Annotated in this window: 1 protein-coding gene; it reads left to right on the plus strand. The window is 74.4% G+C overall.

From position 1 onward, the window contains the following. Window positions 1-208: 208 nt before the first annotated feature. Window positions 209-1,051: an LLM class flavin-dependent oxidoreductase gene (locus E1293_RS47065; protein ID WP_132206656.1), complete on the plus strand. Its 843-nt coding sequence runs from the start codon at window positions 209-211 to the stop codon at window positions 1,049-1,051. The last annotated feature ends 129 nt before the right edge of the window (window positions 1,052-1,180 follow it).

Here is a 1,180-nt window from a genome sequence, read left to right on the forward strand (position 1 = left end):
GGGGCCGGGCGTCGCGTGCGGGGACGTCTCGCCCGAGCGGGTCGCGGCGGTCCGGGAGAAGAACCCGGCGCTGCGCCTGCGCCGTTTCACGATCGCCGAGTCCGGCTAGAACCGGGATGGACGCCCCGCCCGGCGTGCCGGGGGTTGACAAATGAGTGAGCGCTCACTCAAATAGGGGTGACATCCGACGGGAACGGGAGGCAGGACGATGGCGGATCGGAGATTCAGGTTCGCGGTGATGGCGGCGTGGGCGCGCGACGGCGCCGGCTGGGCGGCGCAGGCGCGACGCGTGGAGGAACTCGGCTACACGACGCTCCTGACCCCGGACACCTCGGGCACGGCGATGCCCGCGGCGTCCCTTGCCGCGGCGGCGGGCGCCACGACGACGCTGCGGGTCGGCACGTTCGTGCTCTCCGCGGCGACCCGCCCGCCGAACACGATCGCCTGGGAGGCCGCGTCGATGGCGTTCGCCACCGGCGACCGGTTCGAGCTCGGGATCGGCGCGGGCCGGCCCGGCGGCGAGGACGACGCGGCGGTCTTCGGCGTCCCGTACGGCTCGGGCGCCGAGCGCCTCGCGCGGGTGGAGCAGGTGCTCGACGCCGTCGCGAACCCGCCGGAGGGCCTGTTCGCCGGTACGGGACGTCCGCCGCGCGTGCTCGTCGCGGCGTCCCGGCGGCGGATGCTGGAGCTGGCCGCCCGCCGCGCCGGCACGGTCGCGTTCGGCGTCCCGCCGATGACCGACGACGAGAGGCTGGCCGGCTACGTGGAGATCGTCCGGACGGCGGCGGGGGACCGGTTCGACGACCTGGAGCTGTGCACGCAGGTCCACGTCGTCGGCGACGAGGTGCCGGAGTGGCTGAGCCGGCAGATGGACGTCGACACCGCCGCCATGGCCAAGTCCAACGCGATCGCGAAGCTGTCCGGGACGCCTCGGGAGATGGCGGACACGCTCACCCGGCGGCGGGACGAGCTGGGCGTGTCGTACGTGTCGGTCTCGTCCGCGTTCATGGAGGAGTTCGCCCCCGTGGTGGAGCTGCTCGCGGGCCGGTGACCGGCCGGGCGTATCGAGGTGGCAACGGAGACGGCGATTCTCCGTGCCTGGACGGCCGCTCAGCGTGACCATCGGAGGGTGCGCCTCTCCTCCAGCCTCCCGCCCGCCGGGTTCACCCGCGCAGAGCCG

This window comes from Actinomadura darangshiensis (assembly GCF_004349235.1).
GTDB lineage: Bacteria > Actinomycetota > Actinomycetes > Streptosporangiales > Streptosporangiaceae > Spirillospora > Spirillospora darangshiensis.

Coding starts and splice junctions, on each gene's coding strand:
- E1293_RS47065 (WP_132206656.1), top strand. CDS start 209: ATGGCGGATCGGAGATTCAGGTTCGCGGTGATGGCGGCGTGGGCGCGC.